15 protein-coding genes are annotated in these 15,594 nt (G+C 47.0%); 1 reads left to right on the top strand and 14 read right to left on the bottom strand.

The window, feature by feature from the left end:
* Positions 1-7: 7 nt before the first annotated feature.
* Positions 8-904, bottom strand: a complete 897-nt coding sequence (locus tag DWZ38_RS09115; protein ID WP_021925530.1) for a putative ABC transporter permease — start codon at positions 902-904, stop codon at positions 8-10.
* Positions 905-1,096: 192 nt separating this feature from the next.
* Here DWZ38_RS09115 and DWZ38_RS09120 point away from each other — a divergent pair, with 192 nt between their 5' ends.
* Positions 1,097-2,119 (top strand): ribonuclease H-like domain-containing protein, encoded by a 1,023-nt coding sequence (locus DWZ38_RS09120; protein WP_117851868.1) that lies wholly within the window; start codon positions 1,097-1,099, stop codon positions 2,117-2,119.
* Between the two features lie 138 nt (positions 2,120-2,257).
* Here DWZ38_RS09120 and rpsA read toward each other — a convergent pair whose 3' ends face one another.
* From rpsA to DWZ38_RS09185, 13 genes are all read right to left on the bottom strand, one after another.
* Positions 2,258-3,337: a 30S ribosomal protein S1 gene (rpsA, locus tag DWZ38_RS09125; protein WP_117851872.1), complete on the bottom strand. Its 1,080-nt coding sequence runs from the start codon at positions 3,335-3,337 to the stop codon at positions 2,258-2,260.
* Positions 3,318-4,187 carry a 4-hydroxy-3-methylbut-2-enyl diphosphate reductase gene (gene ispH / locus DWZ38_RS09130; RefSeq protein WP_117851875.1) on the bottom strand — a complete coding sequence of 290 codons (870 nt, stop codon included), beginning with the start codon at positions 4,185-4,187 and terminating at the stop codon, positions 3,318-3,320. The genes rpsA and ispH overlap by 20 nt, the downstream gene beginning before the upstream one ends.
* Before the next feature lie 3 nt (positions 4,188-4,190).
* Positions 4,191-4,859, bottom strand: a complete 669-nt coding sequence (gene cmk, locus DWZ38_RS09135) for a (d)CMP kinase (protein WP_021924436.1) — start codon at positions 4,857-4,859, stop codon at positions 4,191-4,193.
* Between the two features lie 197 nt (positions 4,860-5,056).
* Positions 5,057-6,334, bottom strand: coding sequence for an NAD(P)/FAD-dependent oxidoreductase (locus DWZ38_RS09140; RefSeq protein WP_117851878.1), 1,278 nt, complete (start codon positions 6,332-6,334; stop codon positions 5,057-5,059).
* A 124-nt stretch (positions 6,335-6,458) separates the two neighbouring features.
* Complete coding sequence (locus tag DWZ38_RS09145) at positions 6,459-7,871, bottom strand: oxaloacetate decarboxylase subunit alpha (RefSeq protein ID WP_117851882.1); 1,413 nt, start codon at positions 7,869-7,871, stop codon at positions 6,459-6,461.
* A 110-nt stretch (positions 7,872-7,981) separates the two neighbouring features.
* Positions 7,982-9,130 carry a sodium ion-translocating decarboxylase subunit beta gene (locus DWZ38_RS09150; RefSeq protein WP_117851886.1) on the bottom strand — a complete coding sequence of 383 codons (1,149 nt, stop codon included), beginning with the start codon at positions 9,128-9,130 and terminating at the stop codon, positions 7,982-7,984.
* Positions 9,131-9,146: 16 nt separating this feature from the next.
* On the bottom strand, positions 9,147-9,515 hold the full coding sequence (locus DWZ38_RS09155) for a biotin/lipoyl-binding carrier protein (protein ID WP_117851891.1): 369 nt from the start codon (positions 9,513-9,515) through the stop codon (positions 9,147-9,149).
* Between the two features lie 18 nt (positions 9,516-9,533).
* The gene (locus DWZ38_RS09160; RefSeq protein WP_117851896.1) at positions 9,534-10,265 is read right to left on the bottom strand and encodes an OadG family transporter subunit; all 732 of its coding nucleotides are present in this window, start codon (positions 10,263-10,265) and stop codon (positions 9,534-9,536) included.
* Positions 10,266-10,279: 14 nt separating this feature from the next.
* Positions 10,280-11,716 carry a carboxyl transferase domain-containing protein gene (locus DWZ38_RS09165; RefSeq protein ID WP_117851900.1) on the bottom strand — a complete coding sequence of 479 codons (1,437 nt, stop codon included), beginning with the start codon at positions 11,714-11,716 and terminating at the stop codon, positions 10,280-10,282.
* Positions 11,717-11,888: 172 nt separating this feature from the next.
* Positions 11,889-13,208, bottom strand: a complete 1,320-nt coding sequence (locus DWZ38_RS09170) for a D-alanyl-D-alanine carboxypeptidase family protein (RefSeq protein ID WP_243000215.1) — start codon at positions 13,206-13,208, stop codon at positions 11,889-11,891.
* Between the two features lie 124 nt (positions 13,209-13,332).
* Positions 13,333-14,130: a zinc dependent phospholipase C family protein gene (locus DWZ38_RS09175; protein WP_117851904.1), complete on the bottom strand. Its 798-nt coding sequence runs from the start codon at positions 14,128-14,130 to the stop codon at positions 13,333-13,335.
* A gap of 85 nt (positions 14,131-14,215) precedes the next feature.
* Positions 14,216-14,785, bottom strand: a complete 570-nt coding sequence (gene scpB, locus DWZ38_RS09180; RefSeq protein WP_021926263.1) for an SMC-Scp complex subunit ScpB — start codon at positions 14,783-14,785, stop codon at positions 14,216-14,218.
* A 3-nt stretch (positions 14,786-14,788) separates the two neighbouring features.
* Positions 14,789-15,577, bottom strand: a complete 789-nt coding sequence (locus tag DWZ38_RS09185; protein WP_021926264.1) for a segregation/condensation protein A — start codon at positions 15,575-15,577, stop codon at positions 14,789-14,791.
* Between the last annotated feature and the right edge of the window lie 17 nt (positions 15,578-15,594).

Raw genomic sequence — 15,594 nt, forward strand, 5'->3', positions numbered from 1 at the left:
GCTTCTGTTATTTCTGATCCGCATCTTTTTTTCTTTTGCCGAAACCGTATTTTTTGTGGATCTTATAGCCACGGTTCAGGTTCGGGTATGCCTTTACGAAACGCTGCATATTGTGGCTGACTTTTCCTGCCATTGCCTCTTTGCGCTTCTGCAGTTCCTCGGAGATATCGGTCATCATAACAGAGCGCTTCTCTTCCAGCTCCTTGATCAGGGCGATATCGTCCAGACGGCCAAGCTTGTCACCAAGCTGCTGCTTGATCTTCTCACGGGAAAGGCCGCTGCTCTCTTCCAGATTCTCCATCTTCTCACGGGCCTGCACAAGCAGCTCCACTCGCATCTGATCCAGCGCCTGCTCCCATGCAGGAATGCGCTCGTGGATGTGGAATGCTGCTGCTGCGGAAAAAGCGAAGTCCACAATGTAGACCACCGTAATCACACAGACCGCGATTTCTCCGGTTCTCCTGGAATACAACTCCACAAAATCCGATACAACCGGATGCAGCACCCGGAAAAGTCCTACCGTAAACAATCCCCATCCAAGGGAACAGCCAAGGCAGATACGTCCCTGGAAATTAAATTTCTTATCGCTGTAATCCCACCAGGATGTATGGAAAATGTTCTCCATCAATACCGCTGTCACATATTCCAGTGCAGTGGCGACTACAATTCCTCCTACAAATAAAAGAAGCAGATTTTCGCTTACCGGAAGAAGGATCAGATAAACGGCAAGTGCTCCGCAGCCATAGATGGTACACAACGGGCCGTTAATAAAGCCTCTGTTGATCAGCTTGCCTTTCCTTACAGATACGTAGCAGGTTTCCCACAGCCAGCCAAGAAAACTGTATATGTAAAACCAGTTGGCTATGTGATAGAAATCTACTCCATTAATTGCTAAATCCCACATGTGTTTCTCCTTTTCTTTTTATTAATGCCAGGTCTTGCTCCTTACAGCTTTTTGAACTTTTGGCCCTGGTATTTTATATATTCTGACTATTCTCTATATTCTACTATACCTCATTTTGTAAAAAAATTCACTACCTAAAAAGAAAAAAATTGTGTATAATTGAATACAATCCATGAAAGGAGTATAAGCAGGATGATTGTTAAAAAAATGCCGATTTTACAAGGGTTTCCAGACTTTGAGACTGTTAAAAATTTATCTGGGAACGGGGAAAATCAGGTAGATTTTGCCCCTTTATTTTACGATATTGAAACCACCGGATTAGGACGAAATTCCTCTTTTTTATACATGATCGGAGCTGTGTGCTATGAAGGAAATGAGGGCTGGCAGCTGTATCAGTGGCTGGCACCGGATTTTCGGGAAGAAAAGCAGCTTCTGGAGGTTTTTTCCGAATTTTTGAAAAAATTCACCTGCACCGTTCAATACAATGGCGATGCGTTCGACCAGCCTTATCTTCAGGCACGGCTTGCGTTTCATGAACTGCCGGATCCATTTGAAGGGCTTCCTTCTATTGACCTTTATAAGATTCTCCGCCCCTTAAAAGGATTTCTGAAGCTTCCAGGACTGAAACAGGAGCAAATGGAAGCCTTTCTTGGAGAACACAAGCGTGTCTACTGCAACGGCGGTGACTGCATCCGCATTTACAAAAAATATATGTCACGCAGGGAACAGACAGATCTGGATATTGTGATGGGACATAATATGGAGGACCTTCTGGGTCTTGGAGATGTGTTTAAGATGATGGGATATCTTTCCCTGAAAAGCGGAGATTTCCAGGCAAACGGAGCGGATTTCGACGAGGAAAACCTGATTCTGCAGCTGAAGCTTCCCTATACTCTTCCTGCCGCCTTTTCCAACCGCACTGAGGAGTTCTACATTACCGGACAGGAAAATCTGGTGAGCGTACTTACCTGCCCTGTAAACGGACGGATTCGCCAGTATTACAGTGATTACAAGCATTACGACTATCTCCCCGGCGAAGACATGGCCGTCCCAAAATCCATCAGCAAATTTATGGAAAAAGGGTTGAAGCAGTCCGCCACAAGAGACACCTGCTATACCTGGTTCCCCTGCTCGGAAGAGTTTCTGCAGAATTCAGAAAAGCAGAGACAATATCTGGTACATACCATGGAATATTTGTTCTGGAAGCTGAAATAACATAATTTAAAAGGAGACATCTTCCATCGTGGAAAATGCCTCCTTAAATTTCTGATAAGCCAAACTTACCAGTTCTCATTCTAATACGAAAAGCAACCGCCATTCACAATAACCTGTGAATGGCGGTAATTCTTTACATTATTCCTCTACAGGTGCGTCCTCTGCCGGAGCCTCAAGAGCCTTCATGCTCAGGCTGATCTTCTTGTCTTCACCATTGAAGTCAACAACCTTAGCCTGGATCTCCTGTCCGATGGAAAGTACATCAGATGGTTTTGCAACGTGCTCTCTGGAAATCTGAGATACATGAAGAAGTGCATCTACTCCAGGAGCAAGCTCTACGAATGCACCGAAGTCTGTCATACGAGCAACTTTACCTGTTACTACATTTCCAACTGCGAAATCCTCGGCTGCTGTAAGCCATGGATTCTCCTCCGGGAATTTCATTGTAAGAGCAATCTTCTCACCCTTGATGTCTTTGATCATAACCTTAACAGTCTCACCAACTGTGAAAACCTTCTTCGGGTTCTCTACTCTGCCCCAGGACATCTCAGAGATGTGAAGCAGTCCGTCAGCGCCGCCCAGATCAATGAATGCACCGAAATCTGTAACATTCTTAACAACACCGTCTACAGTATCGCCAACATGGATGCGCTCCATAAGCTCCTGCTGTTTCTTAGCCTTCTCAGCAACAAGAAGCTGTTTGCGGTTACCAATGATGCGGCGTCTTCTTGGATTGAACTCTGTGATAACGAATTCGATCTCCTGATCAGCGTATTTGCTGAGGTCTTTCTCATAAGTATCGGAAACAAGGCTTGCAGGGATGAATACACGAGTCTCCTCAACATTTACACATAATCCGCCGTCAAGTACCTGAGTTACAGGAGCAGTTAATACTTCCTGGTTCTCGAATGCTTCCTCAAGACGTTTGTTGCCTTTCTCTGCAGCAAGTCTCTTGTAGGTTAAGATAACCTGGCCTTCGCCATCGTTTACCTTAAGCACTTTGGCTTCCATGGAGTCACCTACATGTACAGCGTCGGTAAGTACTATGGAAGGATCATTGCTATATTCACTCTTGGTGATAATACCATCAGCCTTATAGCCAATGTTCAGGATAATTTCATCTTCTTTTACATCGATGACCTTTCCCTGTACGATTTCTCCATTTCTGATTGTTTTTACGGAATCTTCCAGCATCTGTTCAAAACTTAATTCTGACATGTTCTTGAACCTCCTCAATAATTTTCTTTGGGGTTGAAGCCCCTGCTGTAATACCTACATAACTACTGCATTGGAACATATCTGAATCCAAGTCTACAGGTGTTTGTATATAGTAAGTATTTTCACATTCCTTTTTACATATTTCAAACAGCTTTTGAGTATTGGAACTATGTCTGCCGCCTACGACCAACATAGTGTCTACCTCTCCGGCTATGCTCTTTGCTTCTCTCTGCCGTTCTTCGGTAGCATTACAAATAGTGTTTAAAATATTAAGAATATTTAAAACAGTATTATCATACCTCTTTTTGCGGAGAATTTCAACTAAATCTTTAAATTTATTGTAATTAAATGTTGTCTGCGACACAATACATATGTTTTTACCCGGCGGAGGCACAAAATCCAGCGCATCCTGTTCCGTTTTTATGACGGTGCAGGGACCCATGCACCAGCCGCAGATTCCTACAACCTCCGGGTGATCCGGATCGCCGATGATCACCACATGGGAACCTGCCCTGCTCTCTTTCTCCACGATCCTGTGGATCTTCAGCACAAAGGGACAGGTCACATCCACATAGGAAAGTCCGTATTCTTCCAGACGGTCGTACACTTCCTTTCCAACGCCGTGGGAACGGATCACTATGGTGCTGCCTTCCGGGAGCGTCTTCAGATCCTCCTCAGAGGCAACCCGGACGCCTTTTTTCTCCAGGTCGTTCACCACTTCCTCATTGTGAATAATGGGGCCAAGAGTAAACAGCTTGTCCGGATGGCTGCCGATCAGCTCGTAGACCTTGTCTACCGCGCGCTGCACACCAAAGCAAAAGCCTGCTGTTTTCGCAACCTTTACTTCCATGATTTATTCCACCTTATCTCTGTAAATTCCAAGAATTGCGGCTACCACTTCCTCAATGTTCATATTGGAGGAATCCACAAGCACTGCATCCTCAGCCTGGCGAAGAGGGGAAATCTCTCTTGTCATGTCCTGATGGTCGCGGATCTCGATATCCTTCTTAATATCTTCCAGATCTGCTTTCTCACCCTTGGCAAGGTATTCCTCATAGCGTCTGTTCGCTCTGGTCTCTACGCTTGCAGTGAGGAAAATCTTCACCTGGGCATCGGGCAGAACAATGGTTCCGATATCGCGGCCGTCCATTACCACATTGTTCTTCTCTGCAAGATTTCTCTGCAGGTTGAGAAGATGTGCGCGGACTGCCGGGTTGGCAGAGGTCTTGGACGCCATATTTCCCACTTCTTCCGTGCGGATACAGGCATTAACATTCTCCCCGTTCAGGATCACCAGCTGTTCTCCATCTTCATAGCGGATAGAAACCTCTGCTTCCTGACAGTGATCTGCAACTGCCTGGGAATCCGTTCCGTCGATTCCTTTCTTCTGCAGATAAAGTGCAACTGCACGGTACATGGCACCTGTATCTACATAGATAAATGAAAGCTCCTTTGCCACTCTTTTGGCAATGGTGCTCTTGCCGGCTCCTGCCGGTCCGTCAATGGCGATATTGCATCCCATTATTGTGTTACCTCCTGGTACATTTTGTATCTGATATCAGGGGCAAAAGGTCAAAAAGCTGTTCGTGCTTGCACGATAAAGCTTTTGAACTTGGGCCCCGCAGAATTGCGGGAGCTGCCTCGCAGCAGAGCAATTCGCAGATATCAGGTTAGGGTCAATTTTGACCCTAACATTCCTTATTTGATAATACCACATTTTCAGGCATTTTTCAACGCCATGGCAGCCAGATATGCGGTGGACCATGCAATCTGAAGGTTATAGCCGCCTGTTACCGCGTCCAGATCCAGCACCTCTCCAATGAAGTAAAGGTTCTTCACTTTCCTGGACTCCATGGTGCCCGGCTGTACCTCCTTCACGGAAACACCTCCTCTAGTGATAACCGCTTCCTTGTACTCTCCCATTCCATTGATGGTAAATGGGAACGCCTTCACCAGTTCTTCAAAGTGGATCCTCTCTTCCCTGGAAATGTCATGGATCTTCTTTTCCGGCGAAATTCCTCCAAGCTCCAGCATAACCGGCGTCAGAGAAGATGGGAAAAGTACCCCAATCACATTCTTAAACTGCTTATTCTGTCCTGCCTCAAACTCCCTTAAGATCCTGGCGTCCAGCTGCTCCATGGTAAGGGCCGGCTTTAAGTCCAGATAAGCATTAAGCTCGCCGGATTTCTGCAGCTGTTTGCCAATGTGGGCACTTGCAGATAAGATCATGGGACCAGTCACGCCAAAGTGAGTGAACATCATCTCGCCGAAATCCTGGAAAAGAACTTTCTTCCCGGATTTGATGGTCAGCTCTGTGTTCTTCAGGGAAAGACCCTGGAGTCTGGGAATGTAGTCTTCTTTTGTTTTAAGGGGAACCAGGGACGGGGAAAGCTCTGTCACCTTATGGCCTGTCTCCTGGGCAAAGCGGTAGCCGTCTCCTGTGGAACCGGTCGCCTGATAGGAAAGCCCTCCGGTAGCAACCAGAACGCAGTCCCCCTCCAGGAAGTTTCCGTCAGATAACTGCACGCCTGTGACTCTGCTGTGGTGTGCCTTTTTCTCATCCACATCGGGTTCCTCATAAGGGTCAGCACTTACAGTTTTCACTTCTGTGCGAAGGTGAATGTGCACGCCTGCCTTCTTCAGTTCCCGCTCCAGGCCGCGGATAATATCAGAAGAACGGTCGGATACAGGGAATACACGATTGCCTCTTTCTGTTTTCAGAGGTACGCCTGCTTCCTCAAAAAACTCCATGACGTCCTGGGGTGTAAAGGAATAGAAGGCGCTGTACAGAAATTTGGGGTTGGACATCACTGCCTTGAACAATTCTTCCGTGTCACAGTTATTTGTAACATTACAGCGTCCCTTTCCTGTAATATACACTTTCTTTCCAAGCTTCTCATTTTTTTCCAGGATGTGGACTTCATGGTCTGCTCTTGCCAGGAAAACGCCTGCCATCATTCCGGCAGCCCCGCCGCCTACGATCAGTATTTTACTCATATAAAACCTTTCACATTTCTTTTTTAAAAAGACACGTGCAAATATTTTCTGCACGTGTCTTTCGTCATTGTTACCGCAGGTACAGCCATAACGGCTGCCCCTTCGGTAAATTATTCATCACTGATTAAACCGGATATGCTCCGTTCTTAGTATCAGCAGCAGTCTCATCAACCTTTGTCTGCTGAGCCTGACGATACTTGAAGAAATCAGTAGCAACCTGCGGGAACAGTGCATAGGACAGAACGTCCTCATCCTGCTCCTTGTACTGTGCCATCTCACCCTCAAGCTTATCCAGCTCGTTGTCCAGAAGGTCTGCTGGACGGCATGTAATCGGTTTTACATCGCCGATGCACTTTTTCTGTACTTCCGGATTGAATGGTTTTGCTGTTGCGCCGTATTTTCCGCTGAGAACATCCTTTGTCTCTTTGGTAACCATTTTGTATCTCTCGCCCATAAGAACATTGAATACAGCCTGTGTACCAACGATCTGGGAAGACGGAGTAACAAGCGGCGGCTCGCCAAGGTCTTTACGAACACGCGGAACTTCTTCAAGAACATCATAGAATTTGTCTTCTGCATGCTGCTCCTTCAGCTGAGAGGTAAGGTTGGATAACATACCGCCCGGTACCTGATACAGAAGAGTCTTGATGTTTACACCAAGGTTCTTCGGATTAAGAAGACCGCTCTCAAGAGCCTCGTCACGCATTGGACGGAAGTAATCTGCGATCTCAGCAAGAAGCTGCTGATCAAAGCCTGTATCATATGGTGTTCCCTTGAAGGTCTCAACCATAACCTCTGTTGCAGGCTGGGAAGTACCAAGTGCAAATGGAGACATTGCGGTATCGATAATATCAACGCCAGCTTCAACAGCCTTTAAGTAAGTCATGGAAGCTACACCTGAGGTGTAATGTGTATGAAGATCGATCGGGATCTTAACAGTCTCCTTCAGTGCAGTAACAAGCTCTGTTGCTTTATATGGAAGAAGAAGTCCGGCCATATCCTTGATACAGATGGAATCTGCTCCCATTTCCTCGATACGTTTTGCAATGCTTGTCCAGTATTCCAGAGTGTAAGCATCACCAAGTGTATAGGAAAGCGCAACCTGTGCATGACCATGCTCCTTGTTTGCGGCATGTACAGCAGTCTGAAGGTTACGAAGGTCATTCATACAGTCAAAGATACGGATGATATCAATACCATTTGCCAGAGATTTCTGTACAAAGTACTCAACAACGTCATCTGCATATGGACGATATCCAAGAATGTTCTGACCACGGAAAAGCATCTGCAGCTTGGTGTTCTTGAATCCGTCACGTAATTTACGAAGTCTTTCCCACGGATCCTCATGAAGGAAACGAAGGCTCGCATCGAAAGTAGCACCGCCCCAGCACTCTACTGCATGGTAGCCTACTTTATCAAGTTTATCAACGATTGGAAGCATCTGCTCTGTTGTCATACGGGTTGCAATCAGGGACTGATGTGCATCACGCAGAATGGTTTCCACAATTTTAACAGGTTTTTTTTCAATTTCTGCCATAATTGTTCTCCTTATATTTTTATAATGAAGTTCGTGTCAAAAATTCTTTTGACACGAACCAATGCCTGCGGATCGTTCCGCCGCTTTTCGGCTTTGAAAACCTGGCATTGTCAGATTCCGTAAATTGCCATGAATGCTCCGGCCGCAACAGCAGTACCGATAACACCGGCAACATTTGGTCCCATTGCATGCATCAGAAGGAAGTTGGTAGGATCAGCCTCAGCACCAACCTTCTGGGAAACACGGGCTGCCATAGGTACTGCAGATACACCAGCAGAACCGATAAGCGGGTTGATCTTGCCGCCTGTAAGCTTGCACATAAGCTTTCCAAGCATAACGCCTCCGAAGGTACCGCATGCAAATGCCACAAGACCTAATACAACGATTTTCAGAGTAGCAACATTAAGGAATGCCTCAGCACTTGTGGATGCACCGACAGATGTTCCAAGAAGGATAACTACGATGTACATAAGTGCATTGGAAGCTGTCTCTGTAAGCTGTTTAACAACGCCGCACTCTCTGAACAGGTTACCAAGCATAAGCATACCAACCAGAGGAGCAGTTGTAGGAAGAATCATGCAGACAACGATTGTGATTACAATTGGGAAAAGGATCTTCTCAAGCTTGGATACAGGACGAAGCTGCTCCATTTTGATCTTACGCTCTTTCTCAGTTGTAAACAGTTTCATGATCGGAGGCTGAATGATCGGAACCAGTGACATATAGGAATATGCCGCTACAGCGATCGGTCCCATAAGAGCTGTCTGTCCAAGCTTACCTGCAAGGAAAATGGAGGTCGGGCCGTCAGCACCACCGATGATGGAGATTGCTGCTGCTGCCTTACCATTGAATCCAAGGAAGATTGCAAGGAAGTAAGCCATGTAGATACCAAGCTGTGCTGCAGCACCCATCAGGAAGCTCTTCGGGTTCGCGATCAGAGGACCGAAGTCTGTCATCGCACCTACACCCATGAAGATAAGGGATGGAAGAATACTCCACTCATCAAGGATATAGAAATAATGAAGAAGACCACCAACACCGTTGGACATGTCTTCCGGATTAGCCATAATGTCCGGATAAATATTAACAAGGAGCATACCAAATGCAATAGGAACAAGAAGAAGCGGCTCAAATCCCTTTGCAATGGCAAGATATAAAAATACACAAGCAACCACGATCATCAGATAGTTACCCCATGTCAGGTTAAAGAACGCAGTCTGATGGATCAGGTTGGACAGAGTGTCTGCTACATAAGACATCTTATTACCTCCCGACTTAGTTCATTGTTGCCAGGGTATCTCCATTTTCTACAGAGGCACCTTCTGCAACATCAATGCTTGCAACGGTTCCGTCCTGAGGAGCTACTACCGGAATCTCCATCTTCATGGATTCCAGGATTACAATGTTGTCTCCGGCTTTTACAGCCTGTCCAACAGTTGCTGCGATTTTCAGAACTTTTCCAGGTACAGAAGCTGCAACTTTAACAGAGCCTGCTCCGGCTGCTGCTTTCGGAGCTGCCTTTGGTGCCGGTGCTGCCTTAGGAGCTGCTGCCGGTGCTGCAGCTGCTGGTGCGGATACGCTTCCTGTCTCTTCAACAGTTACTTCATATGCTGTTCCGTTAACGGTAATTGTATAACTTTTCATTTTAGGATCCTCCTGTACTTATCTTTTTTTACGATTGATTTTGCGGATGGAACGAACTACGAATCCATCAGTGGTGGTTCCCTCAGCTGCTGCAATAGCTGCTGCGATAACCGCGATCAGTTCTGTATCATCTGCCGGCTCCTCTACTACTGGTGCTGCCACCGGAGCAGGTGCAGGTGCTGCTGCAGCCTGAGCCTTTTTCTTTGCCTCCGGATTCGGAATGAATCGGAACAGGTAGATAAGGAAGCTCAGGAAAATAAGAACGATGAATACAATTGCAATACCCATGATGGTATTCATAACAGCTCTTCTTAAGGTCTCAGCCATGGAATACTGAACATCTACAGTAAGAGAGGTAGGTGCTCCTGTAGAGCCATCAAATACATAAACAAAGTTTGCATCTGCCTTTTCAAAGGAAGCCGGAACAGTAACGGTATATCCGTCATCAGAAGCCTTTACTTCCACTTCACCGCTTCTTTCCTTCAGGGCGCCAAGCTCTGCCTTGGAGCCAGCCCATGCAGACATTGCAGATGTTGTAAATGCATCGGAAGACTTGGAATAGTTCTCAATGTCCTCATCGCCAAGAGTAACGATGGTATCCGTAAGTCCCTCAGCAGTAGTGATCAGTGTCTGCTTTACAGTGTCGTCCACCTCTTCTGCCCATACTGCTGATGCGCCTGTAAGAGTGAGAACTGCCATCATAAGGAGTACTGTGCAAAGGGAGGATACTTTCTTAAAAATCTGTTTCATATGCTCCACCTCGCTTAGACCGTGCCGTGTTTCTTGGACGGACGTTCTTCCCTTTTTGTGAACAGCATTTCAAATGCTCCGATCACATATTTTCTTGTATCAGCCGGGCTGATAATGGTGTCAACATATCCTCTTGCTGCTGCGGAGGAAACGGAGTTCTGAAGCTCTCTGTACTCTCCTGCCTTCTCATTAAGAGCGGCTGCGTCATCGCCTGCATACATGATCTTCGCTGCAAGGTCTGCATCCATCATACCGATCTCTGCGTTCTCCCATGCGTATACCATGTCTGCGCCGATTGCCTTGCTGTTCATAGCTGTGTAAGCAGTTCCGAATGCTTTGCCGATGATCACGTTTACCTTCGGAACAGTCGCGTCTGCAAATGCATGAACCAGCTGTCCTACAGATTTCGCCATCATCTTCTCGCTGCATACAGTAGCCTCGAAGCCTTCTACATTGGTAAGAGTAAGTACCGGGATCTCGAAAGCGTCACAGAATTTCACGAATTCTGCTGCTTTTCTTGCGCCGCGTGCAGAAAGTCTTCCGTCAGACTCCCATGCCTTGTTGCCCTCAGCGTCATAGCTCTCGCTTCTGTTTGCAACAGCACCAACGGTAGCTCCGTTCAGTCTGATGAATCCAACCGCAACGTTCTTGCCATAGTCTGCTTTTACTTCGAAGAACTGTCCGTTGTCTGCGATTCTGGAAAGTGCAATGGCTGTGTCGCCTGTGCAGTTCTCAATGTCCTCGCATACGCGGTTTAAGTCGTCTGTGCACTCCATGTAGGAATCAGTGTCTTCGCAGTTAGATGGCAGATATGTTACGAGTTCACGGATCTTTCCAAGGATTTCATCCTCTGTGCCGATTCCGTCTACAAGACCTGTCTCTTCGCTCTGGAATTTGGCAGCAGATGTATCACATTTGGAGATATTGTTGCCGGCAAGGGCATTCGGGGTATTTACGAACAGTTTACCTTTCTTCTCTTCAACAAAGGTAAAGTCTGTCAGTGCCGGTACAAGTGCCATACCACCACCGCAGGTGCCGAAGATACCTGTGATCTGTGGGATCAGTCCGGAAGCCAGAGTCTGTTTCATATAGATCTCACCGAATGCTTCCAGCGCATCAGTTGCCTCCTGGAGACGCAGACCTGCACAGTCGATCAGGCCGATCACCGGAGCACCGGTCTTCATAGCCATATCATAAAGTCTGGTAATCTTCTTGGCATGCATTTCGCCTACTGTTCCGTTCAGTACGGAAACATCCTGGCTGTACACATACACCAGATTTCCATCAATCACACCATATCCGGTAATAACACCGTCTGAAGGTGCTTTTTTTTCAGTCATGTTGAAATCTGTATTTCTGGCTGTTACACTTTGGCCGATTTCAACAAAACTGTTCGCGTCCAGCAAAGAAGTGATTCTTGTGCCCGCTAAGCTTTGTGTTGTGTTACTCATTCTTTCTTGCCCTCCATTTTATAAAAATTTAAAAGTATAACCAAAAAATCTGCCGATTCTAATTGTACATTTTTTCACATAATTTTTCAATAGTTTTCCGTGTTTTTATGCAAAAAAATCCCTCGAAATTCGGGGGATTTTTTGATATATCATACATATTTCATCAGGCTTTTTAGTGGAAAAAGTCATGAAATACTTTATTTACGCACCACAAATAGGTAATTTTGACGATATTGCGGTCTGCGGTTACAAAATAGTCATCCAGCACCAGTTCTCCGATGGAAAAGGTGACCTGGCCAATCTTCTGCCCTTTTTTCACAGGGGCAGCAAGTGACTTCTGGAGACGGACATTGCAGGTGACTTTTTCACTGTCCTTTAAAAGGACCTCTTTCTTTTTGTCGGAGTCTTCTGCCTGGATGACGCCTTTTATAAATGCAGCTTTCCCTAAGCCGGCTGACAGGTTTTGCTCGGACTGTGCCGGGCTCTCATCGGAAACGGTACTGTTTTCCGAAACGCCGTCCTTCACCTGGATTTCGGGAATGGCAGGCTCCTGCCAGTACACTTCTTTATGGAAGTTTTCCTTTCCATATTCCAGAAGCTTCATGGTGTCCTTCCATTTGTAGCTTTTGTTGTTGGGCCATCCGCAGCCAAGAAGAGCGATAATAAAGGTTCTGCCCTCATTTTTGCAGGCGCCCACATAACAGTAGCCTGCATTTCCTGTGAATCCGGTTTTCCCGGAAATGGCGTCCGGGGTCATGTCCAGAAAGGCGTTTGCATTGTGCACGGAAAACTGCCGGTTCCCGGAAAGGTCGTAAAAAGAATAATCTCTTGTCTGGGTAATGTGAAGAAAGGTTTTGTTTTTGATGGCGTAACTCATGATCAGGGCAAGGTCCCGGGCTGTGGTCTCATGAACACCTCCTGCATCTGCACCGTCCAGGCCGTTTGAAGTGACAAAATGGGTGCTGGTGCAGCCGATTTCCTTTGCTTTTTCGTTCATCATGTGGGCAAAGCCTTCCACAGAGCCGCCGATGTGCTCGGCAATGGCCACGGCAGTGTCGTTGTGGCTTTTCAGCATCAGGGAATAGAGAAGGTCTTCCAGGTAATACTGCTCCCCTTCTTTTAAGCCAAGCTTTACCTCGGGTTGGGCGGCGGCATTTTTGGAAACCATTACGTAGTCGTCGCCTTTTCCGTTTTCCAGGGCCAGGATGCAGGTCATCACCTTTGTGGTGCTGGCGTTCGGCCTGGCTGTGTAACCCTCTTTTTCGTAAAGCACTCTGCCGGAATCTCCGTCCATGAGAACAGCCGAAAGGGCATACAGGCTTCCGGGGCTATCTGTTTCGTTCATGTCCACCGCTGCCGGGATCATCTGTACCACGGTGCTCACTCCCTGAAGGTCTGACGCTCCGGCGCTTGCGGATGCCTGCCCTACAGATACCGTCCCGGTGATCAGGATAAGAAGTCTGCAAAGAAATCTTTTTCCTTTTTTCTTCATATTCCACATCCCCTCATATTCAAACACGCTCTAATCTTCCATATATTCATTTTACGCAGACATGTCCGGGATATGACTCAGGGGCGGAGATTTCGAAGAATGTCCGCCCCCTGAAAAGATATTATCACCCGTTATAAGTTAAATTCCACCGATCTGATAACGGATGATCCTCCTTGGAAAGCTGATATAGCTCAAGCAGTTCCCCAGGCGCCTTTTTCACTTTCTCTTCAAACAGCCGGTTCAGTTCCTCTACAAGCTCCTTGCTGCCCCCTGCCGGATGGACCATCATGTAGTGGTCGATCAGGGCTGACTGGGCTTTATGGCCCCCCAGACTGGAAATTCTGGCCAGACGGGCACGTCTTGCGCCGCCGTCATCGCATACCAGCTGGTTGGTAATCCATTTCATAAGCTTCAGGCTCAGAAGAATATCCCCTGTTTTTACAAGGGGAAAGACCTTGTGGATTTCTTTTGCATTTCGCTCCTTTGCCGCGATGCATACGGAAGGATAATAGGTATAAGGGTCTTTCCCTGTTTCTTCCATAAGCAAGCGGTCAAACTCGATTTCCAGAAGACTGTGGGAAATCCGCCCCTTGTCGTGCATCTCGTTTACAAAAGGATGGCAGGCGGAATCCAGAAGATAATGGCAGCCAAAACCAAGAAGATAGGCAAGCAGGGCCTGATCCTTGGTCTCACGCACCTGACTCATTCCCTGGATGAAAAAGGCTCTGGCTTTTTCCTTATGCATCCGGTATCCAACGCCGCTGACATGATTTTTGAAAATAAAATAATAAAAGAAGATGTCCGGGCCGTGCAGTCCGATGCGGTACAGCTCCCCATTTTCCCTGATGACTTTTTTTACTTCTTCCGGCATCTGCCTGTATACTTTCTGTCCAAACAGATCATGTGCGTATGTTGTTGGCATTTTTATCCTCTCCTGTCTTATGCCGCAAAAGCTGCGGCTCATATGTTCCATCCTGCATCACTTAGCTTATACCGCTGGCAGCCTTTTATACGTCCAGCTTCAGCTGTATCTCTTCTTCTGCCTCCGCCTTGAAGTCTGCCATTTTCACCGGGTCCACAGAAGGAAGCTCTTCCAGGCCCTGCACGCCGAAGGTTCGAAGAAATTCCTCGGTGGTTCCAAAAAGGATGGGGCGTCCCGGTGCATCCAGTCTTCCAAGCTCTTTGACCAAATTATATTCCACCAGCTTGTTCACTGCGTGGTCGCTTTTTACCCCTCGGATCTTCTCGATCTCTGCCTTGGTCACCGGCTGCTTGTAGGCAATGATGGACAAAGTCTCCAGCATAACGTCGGTAAGTGCCGGCTTCTGGGGCTGCATGGCGATGCGGATCAGGCAGCCGTAATAGTCCCGCTTGGTGCAAAGCTGATAGGAATTTTCCAGCTCGATAATGTGGATTCCCCTGCCCTCATCCTGGTATTTGTCCATGAGATTGTGGATCAGCTTCTCTGTGGTGGCCTTGTCCTGCTGGATGGCTTTCGCGATCTGGCAAAGCTCCACCGCCTCTCCCATTGTAAACAGAATGGCCTCAATGGCTCCTTCTAATTGTCTGATTTCCATATATTATCCTTCCTCTGCAAATTCCGTGAGATTTTTCCAGGTTTCAGGATCAGTCACAACATCGATCTGGATGTCGTCAAAAATCTCCTCCTGCACCACATGGATGTGTCCCATTTTGATCAGCTCCAGCACGGAAAGGAAGGTGACGATCACCTGCACCTTGGAGCACTGCTTTTTCAAAAGGTCCTTAAAGCTGAACTTTCTGTGGGTCTTTGCAAATTCTTTCATCTCAAGCATTTTATCTGAAAGACTGACTTCTTCTTTTTCAATCCTGCCGAAACGGCTTCGGATGGGGTCCACCTTGTCTTCCTGCCTGCGGATGATGGACTGGTAAATGGCGTGGAGCTTTTCCAGGGTCAGCCCAGCCAGCAGTTCAGATGGATCCACAGGCTCCCGGTACTGAAGCACTTCCTCCGGCACGTCGGGAGCACGGTAATAGACTCCGCTGGCATCGTCCATTTTGTCCTTCAGCTCGTAAGACATGTATTTGTACATCTTATATTCCAGAAGCTTCTGGACAAGCTCGGCTCTTGGGTCTTCCTCCTCCCCTTCCTCGTTTACTTCTTTTGGAAGAAGCATCCGGCATTTGATGTCAAGAAGAGTGGCCGCCATAACCATAAACTCGCTCATCACGCCTAAGTCTTCTTTTTCCATGGCGTGAATGTATTCCATGTACTGGTCTGTGATCTCCACAATGGGGATGTCGTAAATGTCAATTTTATTTTTATCGATCAGGTGAAGGAGCAGGTCAAGCGGTCCTTCAAAAACATTTAGTTTTACGGAGATTGCCATGAGCTTTCCTTTCTTCC

This window comes from Ruminococcus sp. AF31-8BH (assembly GCF_003460605.1).
Classification (GTDB): Bacteria; Bacillota; Clostridia; order Lachnospirales; family Lachnospiraceae; genus Blautia_A; species Blautia_A acetigignens.